This window comes from Nostoc sp. NOS(2021) (genome assembly GCF_017115025.1).
Taxonomy (GTDB): domain Bacteria; phylum Cyanobacteriota; class Cyanobacteriia; order Cyanobacteriales; family Nostocaceae; genus Nostoc.
The window spans coordinates 1-8,364 of sequence record NZ_JABXKM010000267.1; the positions used below are offsets into that span (position 1 = coordinate 1).

Annotated in this window: 8 protein-coding genes; all 8 read left to right on the plus strand. The window is 38.8% G+C overall.

Annotation, left to right across the window (positions count from 1 at the left end):
- Positions 1–168: 168 nt before the first annotated feature.
- Positions 169–1,149: an MvdC family ATP-grasp ribosomal peptide maturase gene (locus tag HWQ41_RS26745; protein ID WP_292769910.1), complete on the plus strand. Its 981-nt coding sequence runs from the start codon at positions 169–171 to the stop codon at positions 1,147–1,149.
- Positions 1,150–1,414: 265 nt separating this feature from the next.
- Complete coding sequence (locus HWQ41_RS26750) at positions 1,415–2,395, plus strand: MvdD family ATP-grasp ribosomal peptide maturase (RefSeq protein WP_292769912.1); 981 nt, start codon at positions 1,415–1,417, stop codon at positions 2,393–2,395.
- 255 nt (positions 2,396–2,650) lie between these two features.
- The gene (locus HWQ41_RS26755) at positions 2,651–3,064 is read left to right on the plus strand and encodes a hypothetical protein (RefSeq protein WP_292769914.1); all 414 of its coding nucleotides are present in this window, start codon (positions 2,651–2,653) and stop codon (positions 3,062–3,064) included.
- 47 nt (positions 3,065–3,111) lie between these two features.
- Positions 3,112–3,402 (plus strand): GNAT family N-acetyltransferase, encoded by a 291-nt coding sequence (locus tag HWQ41_RS26760; RefSeq protein ID WP_292769916.1) that lies wholly within the window; start codon positions 3,112–3,114, stop codon positions 3,400–3,402.
- Between the two features lie 33 nt (positions 3,403–3,435).
- Entirely contained in the window at positions 3,436–5,154 is a 1,719-nt protein-coding gene (locus HWQ41_RS26765) for a GUN4 domain-containing protein (RefSeq protein ID WP_292769918.1), read from the plus strand.
- 25 nt (positions 5,155–5,179) lie between these two features.
- Positions 5,180–5,605, plus strand: coding sequence for a hypothetical protein (locus tag HWQ41_RS26770; RefSeq protein ID WP_292769920.1), 426 nt, complete (start codon positions 5,180–5,182; stop codon positions 5,603–5,605).
- Between the two features lie 539 nt (positions 5,606–6,144).
- Positions 6,145–6,912, plus strand: a complete 768-nt coding sequence (locus HWQ41_RS26775) for a superoxide dismutase (protein WP_292769922.1) — start codon at positions 6,145–6,147, stop codon at positions 6,910–6,912.
- 961 nt (positions 6,913–7,873) lie between these two features.
- Positions 7,874–8,364, plus strand: a 491-nt coding sequence (locus HWQ41_RS26780) for a VCBS repeat-containing protein (protein WP_292769924.1), incomplete at its 3' end; no start/stop codon positions are given.

Here is an 8,364-nt window from a genome sequence, read left to right on the forward strand (position 1 = left end):
CAGGAAATTTAGTTCCCTCCCCAATCTATCGGGGAGGGTTAGGGTGGGGTAAAATCTTGGTGAAATAGTTGCTTTGGTGATTTCTAAATGCTAACCTCAGAGTTTTGTTATTCAACTGGGAAAAGCCACAACATAGATCCTAAAACCTAAATTTATAAAAAATATTTTATGCACCTGTCGCGTGACGTTGTTTTATTAATTACCCACAGTGGTGATTTCTTCACAATAGATAGAGTGGCAGAAGCCTTGTCAAAAAAAGGGGCGCAACCATTTCGCCTCGACACTGATAAGTTTCCCCTAGAAGTGCAATTAACAGCGCAGTTTGACAAATCCAAAAGCTATCACAAGCTGGAATATGGCACGCACTCTATCAGTACAGAGCAGGTGCAAGCTGTTTGGATGCGGCGGATATGGGAGCCAGAATTGAGTAAAGAATTGGCTTCAAAGTACCGAGAAGCCTGCATTAGAGAATCACAAGCAACCTTAGATGGGTTTTGGGACAGTCTTAAAGGAGCTAGGTGGGTAGATGATTTGGAGCGGATCAATGCTGCACATAATAAGCTGCGCCAACTGCGGATTGCATCTGAGGTAGGTTTTGTCATCCCCCAAACTCTCGTCACCAACAAAGCTGAGTCAGCACGCGAGTTTTTCCACCAAGTCAACGGAAAAATGGTGAGTAAGTTATTAACTGCTCTTTCCTACAGTATGGAAGCTAACTCCTCGTTCTTTCTTTACACCAGCGCTGTCAAAGAAGAAGACTTGCTTGATGCTGAGTCACTGCGCTATTGCCCAATGGTTTTTCAAGAGCAAATTCCTAAGCAGCATGAATTGCGGGTGGTATATGTGAATGGCAATGTATTTGTCGGGGCGCTAGATGCGTCTGTTTATACGGCATCCAAAGTTGATTGGCGTAAACCTGGTGTTGAGACTGGTTCATGGCAACACCATCAGCTTCCTGATGAAGTAGTTCATCGTCTCCAAACCTTTATGAGTAAATTTGGGCTGTTGTTTGGAGCGTTAGATTTTATTCTCACACCATCAGGAGAATATGTCTTTTTGGAAGTTAACCCCATAGGAGAGTGGGGAATGCTGGAGAAAGATTTAGACTTGCCGATTTCGAGTGCGATCGCAGACGCTCTTATTCCCTAGAAAGCAGTTACTTTAGGATGTTTTAGGCGTATATAGCAATTCGATTTGATTCCTGAATCACTCGTAGAGTAAGGGAACAGGGAAGAAGGAATAAAGATATACTGAGTTTTTTTCAAAAATCAAATAGGAGTCCTATATTTCGATATGATTTGTCACGAAAAACATGACATGATCACCTAATGCACCGCCATATAATATGGTGCTTTAGGTTGAAGCCGTAAAACACCATACTTAAGATTTCCTAAAATCTAAAATCTCAAATCGAATGACAGTATTAATCATTACTTTTAGCCAAGACAACGAAAGCATTCCTCTAGTAATCAAATCAATTGAGGCTAGAGGAGAGAAAGCATTTCGTTTTGACACAGACAGATATCCCACCGAAGTGAAGTTGGATATTTACCAAGGCAATTCTGAGCGGGTAATTATTACTGATGGCGAACAGAAGCTTGATTTGAGTGAGGTGTCCTCAGTTTGGTATCGGCGGATGCGCTACGGGGCGAAAATTCCCGACACGATGGACAAGCAATTTAGAGATCCTTCAATTGAAGAAACTCGCCGCACTGTCAGGGGTATGATTGCCAGCCTGAAAACATTCCACTTCGACAAAATATCAAATGTCGATGTAGCTAATAATAAACAACTACAGTTGCAAGTTGCACGAGAGGTTGGACTTATTACCCCACGCACTCTGACTTCAAACAATCCAGAAGCAGTGAAGCAATTTGCTCAAGAGTGTCAGGAGCAAGGTATAGTCACAAAAATGCTTTCTTCCTTTGCCATCTATGATGATCGCGGACGAGAAAACGTTGTGTTCACCAATCCAATTACAGATGACGATTTGGAGAATCTTGAAGGACTGCGTTTTTGTCCGATGACGTTTCAGGAAAACGTGCCAAAGGCGCTGGAGTTGCGGACGACTATCGTCGGACACCGCGTATTTACTGCCGCAGTGAATTCCCAGAGTTTGGAGGGATCTACTTACGATTGGCGCAAAGAGGGGAGAGCCTTAAGTAAGAATTGGAAACCCTACGACTTGCCGGAAGATGTGGAGAAAAAGCTTCTCCAACTGATGGCTTATTTTGGCTTAAACTATGGAGCGATCGATATTATCGTCACACCCGATGGCCGGCACGTATTCCTTGAAGTCAACCCAGTTGGGGAATTTTTCTGGATGGAGATATATTCACCACACTTCCCGATTTCTGGTGCGATCGCTGAAATTCTGCTGACTAATAAAAATTAGGGCATGGGGCACCGGTAAAATTATTTCCTATTTTCTGATCTCCCACCATGCGGGTACTCCGTTGGAGAACTCGCAGAATAGCCGAAGCAAACGTGTCTACATCCCCTACCTCTTTTAATGTTTGGTAGTGGGATTTTGTTGTGAATAGCTTTCAATTTTTTTGGAATTGGATGCACCTCTTTTTTTCTCTGCTTCAGTTATTTGAACTCAGAAATCATGTTTTAATCATAAGTGTCAGAATTTTAGGTAATTATAATGGACGAAATTGTGAAAAAACTAGCTGGTCTAGGTCTTCCTGGCGTAATTCTGGTGGTTCTAACGGCCGCATCAGGGGGCAGTTCCGCCGCCGTTGCTGCTACTCTCACAACCTTAGGAGGGCCGTTTGGCATCGTAGGAGCTATAGCCTTGCTTGGTCTAATAAGCATTGTGGGGGATATTGTAGCGGGATATGGAATTGAAGCCATTCTTCAGGCCATCTATGCAGAACGTAGCAAAACCGAATCGGTGAAATTTCTCCTCAAAGAAATCAAAGATTTACCCATTACAGAGGATTTAAAACTCAAACTGAAAAATCAACTTTGCCAAGAAATCATTACTTATTATGAAGATGTTAAGACCCTAAAAACAATTGAAATAGTCGCGGTGATTATTCAATTTAAATGGTATTAAGTTAAGCGATTATTTAACTCAAATAAAAACCACTATATTTTTAGAACATGCAAGCTCAAGTTTTTCGCGATCAACCCTCAACTAATCCTCTTGTGGCTTTTACCCAATTTTGGCAGGATGTCAGAGCGATATATCAACAGCAAGGGTATGCGTCTGAAGCTGCAAAAGCAATGGTCGATTGGACACTTTGTCAACCAAGTATGCAAAAAGTTACGGCTGGATGCGATGCAGATAATATAGGTTCAAAGCGGGTGCTAGAAAAAATCGGAATGCGGCTGATAGAAACACGAGATAAGATTTTGATATGGCAATTATGCAAAACAGAAATCATAGAGTAATTGTGTTTGCTCATACTTTTTAGAATCAGAATTATGCTAACTAAACAGCAAAGACAACTAATTACTTACGAAGCTATTTCAATTTACGAACGAACCTATCAATTACCCGTCCTAAAAAATAACGCTGTAAAAAAAGTTCAGCAAAAAATTAGAGACCGTCAAAAATTACTTAAAGAAGGCGTTCGATATCATCATCAACTTGGGGGGATAATTAAGCGAAAAGAAGAAATGAGCCAGGGAGAAATTTTTGATGAAATCCAATTATTTATTAAGGACTACAGTCATATTATTGATTTTCTAGAAAGTTATAAGGATAGTTATCATGATTTTTTGTTAAACCTTGCGGACGAATTAAAAAAATTATTTAAAGAAAAATATTTGGAAATAAAAACTTTAGAAGATGAAAGAATCAAATTAGAGCTAAAAAATCATAAGAATTCAAAAATACTTGATGAGCTAAGATGGGAGAAACAAGAAAACTTTAAGGCAGTTTTACTCTTGAGTAATGCTTATTTTTTAATGTTAGAAAAAATCAGATTGCTTGGTGAAGGAATTAAAAAACTTGCAGAAGATACTAAAAATCAAAAAGAAGTCGTTCAACAAATAGTTAAAGATTTAGAAGTATATCAAGAAATTTACGAATATCAAAGAAAAGCCTATAAGATTCGTCAAGAAATAGCAAAAATTGCCCATACTGCAATCAATTTTGAAAATTCTTTACAAGCTTACTTTACTCCCTTTCAATCTTTAATAGATGAAGTCGTAAAAGTAGATGAATATTTTTATGCAACTGTCGGAGATATTAAAAATCTAGGAGATAATATTTTAAAGTATCAATCAAATTTATTTAATCTTGAAGAAAACGAGGCAATTTCTGAAACTTTTCTCGATTTTATGGTGACAAGTTATGAGAAAAAAGCCAGATTAAAAGATGCTTTTACTCAATCCCAATTATTGGATTGGCAAATCCATAATTTTGATTTGAGCGAAAATGGCGTTTTTTTAGACAAGGGTATTGATTTAATATCTAACTATATATCCAAGCAACTCACTGATCAAAGAAAAGTGCTAGGCATAGCAGAAGTAAATTTTGTTTCGACAGCGCCTCTATCTGCTGTTGAAGAAACAGGATTGATCGGACTGACTAATAACAATGTTGCGTTGACAAAAGAATTGATCAGCAATAACAATATTGATTATACCCAATTGCGGGATCTCCTAGTGCAGCATAAGTGGAAAGAAGCTGACATTGAAACCACTAAATTAATGCTAAAAGTCATGAGTAAGAATTATTGGAATGAAGTTTATAAGGAAGATATTGAGAACTTTTCTTGTCAAGACCTCCACAGCATTGATCAACTTTGGGAACAATATAGTTATGGTTATTTTGGCTTCAGTGTTCAGCAAACTATCTGGAGCGAAATGGGTGGTCAAGTAGACTATGAAACAGAAAAGAGACTAGGCGATCGCCTTGGTTGGCGAAAAGAGGGAAACTGGTTAGACTATGAGCAACTAACTTTTAAATTGTCCCCTATGACACCGATGGGACACCTACCAGCCAAATGGTTGCACTATGACCAACATAGCTTTGACTTATCCCCAAAATCATCTACAGAACACCTTTCAATGGGAGCTTGGCGGGTAAGGTCTTGGTTAGTTTGGCAGATGCACTTATTCTTTTCTCGTGCAAAAAGTTGTAACGAAACTTTTCGATGCGTTAATCGCACATTTGTTAATAATAGGAAAAATTAGAGCTAAAGCTAATTTGAGGATAAACATGAGTAATAGTAAGCATTCTGATATAGAAATAGAAATTTTACTTTTGGGAAAATGGCGTTTTAATACGTCTTCGGAAAAAATAACGATTGAATTTAAAGATGATATGACTTATGAGCAAACCAGGGTTCAAACATTGCTTTTCTCTAAGCCTAAAGAACTTCTAACAGGTAATAAATTTACTGGGGTATGGTACGTAAGTCAAAAAAAATTGCATTTAAATGTTAAAAGTATGCCAAAATCCTTTTTGAATTTAAAGATACCACTAGCTTTTAAGATTTCTATTGCAGATATGGTAGCTACTTTAGGTTCAGTGTTTATGGCAGAAAATTATGAAGTTATTAGAATTAATAGTTATAAATTTCTCATAAAGGATAAAGAGGAATCAATTATTGGGACAAAATTAAATAATACTAGGAAGTATTAGAGCTTGTAAAATCACTTTGCTATCAAGTTTCTTGCACTTCATATCTAACAAGCTTTTTGCCTTTTGCTAACCGTCGAACTCACGTTTAGGGATTTCCAACAAATAAACTATCTAATCTTGTGGGGCGGGCAAGATGCCCGCCTTCGCTTACGGGCGGGTGAGACACCCACCCCACAAGGAGTGAATACAACCCAAAGCGTCAAATCTAAGTCACTCGAAAATCATTCGTGACAAGTTGAGATTAAATCAGTTTTGTCAATAGTAATAACGCTGTTAATTAACGCAGTGCGTGAGTATCAAATTCAATATTATACCGAGTATTGATGGGAAAAATGAGTGGCACTTTTTTTGATGAAGCGTAGGCGTCCTGGCGGTTCGATAAATTAAGCTTTTTAGCAATTTTTGCGTAAGTCCTATTTATTTGATAAATAGTTTCTTAAGCTGCCAAAAATAATCGCCAATTCCCAATTTTTTGTAGCCAGAATCTAAGAAAATAAAAACTGCAATAGAGACTTCATGGATTCGCTGCAAAAACTTATATGATTATTAATCGACGCCATTTCTTGTTTTTACTCACAGCAGGTGCGGGTGCTTTTGCGTTAGATGCTTGTGCATTGGCAGAGAAATCTCCTAATGGAAACACTGCAACTCCCGACACAACAGCAAATACAACACCAAATACAACAGGGGCTATCCAACTACCGCCTTTAGCTTACGCCTACGAAGCACTGGAACCACACATCGATGCCAAAACGATGCAGTTTCACCATGATAAACATCACGCAACTTATGTGAAAAACCTGAATGGAGCGTTAGACAAACACCCAGAACTCAAAGGTAAAACTGTTGAAGAATTGTTGCAGAAACTGGACAATGTACCACAAGATATTCGCAAAACAGTACGCAATAATGGCGGTGGTCATGTAAACCACTCAATGTTCTGGAAAATTATGAAGCCGAAAGGTGGGGGAGAACCAACAGGAGGTATAGCCTCCGCTATTAATCAAAATTTTGGCTCTTTTGCAGCTTTCAAAAAACAGTTTAACGAAGCTGGTGCTAGTCGTTTTGGTAGTGGTTGGGTTTGGCTAGTGCGTAACAAAGGTGGCAAGCTGGAAGTGACAACTACAGCTAATCAAGATAGTCCCTTAAGTGAAGGCAAATATCCCATCCTGGGTAATGACGTATGGGAACATGCATATTATCTCAATTACCAGAATCGCCGCGCCGATTATTTAGATGCTTGGTGGAACGTGGTTAATTGGGATGAGATTAACAAGCGGTTTGCAACAGCCAGTAAATTTGCCTGAGACCAGATAACAATTTAGATTTATAGGCGCTTAAAAAATGGCAACAGAAACAACATTCTGCTGCCATTTTCTTGATGTGATACCAAATATGGAAACGATGTATTGTTTCACCAAACAGTGTAATACCAATTCACGAAAACCAACCCTTGCAGTTATTTTTTTTATTTTTTGGAGATTTAATATAGCTTAATTTTACGTTAAAAATATGAATATATCTCAATAAATATTGTAATTAAGCTTACACATATCGTGCTAAATTACTTATGCTTGCAAAAGCTCTATAGCAATCCTAAATCATTTGTGAGAGAGCAAAAGGCTGAAAAGCTCATAACTACGTACTTTTAATCTCCGTATTTTGTCACGATTCAATTCGGATTGCTATATAAGATTAGAATTTAACGCCATGTGCGACTTTCTCTAAAACCTAACCCCCAACCCCTTCCCTAAAAGGGTTGGGGAGCAAAAATCAAAGCCTCTCTCCTTGTGGGGGAGAAGTTTGCAGAGGGGTTCCAAGAATAAGTCGCACATCGCGTAATTTAGGATTTCATCATGACAAGGCGTAGGTGTATCCCACTTTGGAAGAAATACCCGACGACTGAAGTCACGGCTATAGGAACGAAGGCTGCTTTCGGCAGGCTTGGTTTATGAACAAGGGGAAGGGGGAAAGGTAAAAACCGTACTTCGTCCCGCTACGCTAACGCCCGAAGTTAAGCGAAATAATCCTTGTGTTATTGGGAAGGTAAAAACCTCGCCCCTAGTGGGCGACCTAATTCATCCCTTTGCCATTTACCTTTTACCCTTTACCCTTACCCCTCTTTTTTATATAGCCCCAGACTTCAGTTTGTGAACTATCAGCCAAAGTGGGATGCTCCCCAAGGCGTAATACTTAGAATCATTTCTTCAAATGTGCAATTGAGTAAAAACACTCTTGAGTCATTTTAATTATAAAGAGGATGTTCTCATGAAGATTGGTTGCAAATTATTCATGGTTGCTTTAACTGTTCCATTATTTCTTGGAATTTTAAATTTTAAAGCACAAGCTCAAGTAACTCAACAATGGGGCGTAGGTGGTGATATTCCCGTTCCCGGCGATTATGATCATGATGGTAGGAATGATTACGCAGTCTGGCGACCAAGTAATGGTACTTGGTATGTAATTAACAGTTCTACAGGTCAACAAGTAACTCAACAATGGGGGACAGGTGGCGATATTCCTGTTCCCGGCGATTATGATGGTGATGGTAGAACTGATTACGCAGTGTGGCGACCGAGTAATGGTACTTGGTATGTAATTTACAGTTCTACAGGTCAACAAGTTACTAGACAATGGGGAACAGGTGGCGATATTCCTGTTCCCGGCAATTATGATGGTGATGGTAGAACTGATTTTGCAGTCTGGCGACCGAGTAATGGTACTTGGTATGTAATTAACAGTTCTACAGGTCAACAAGT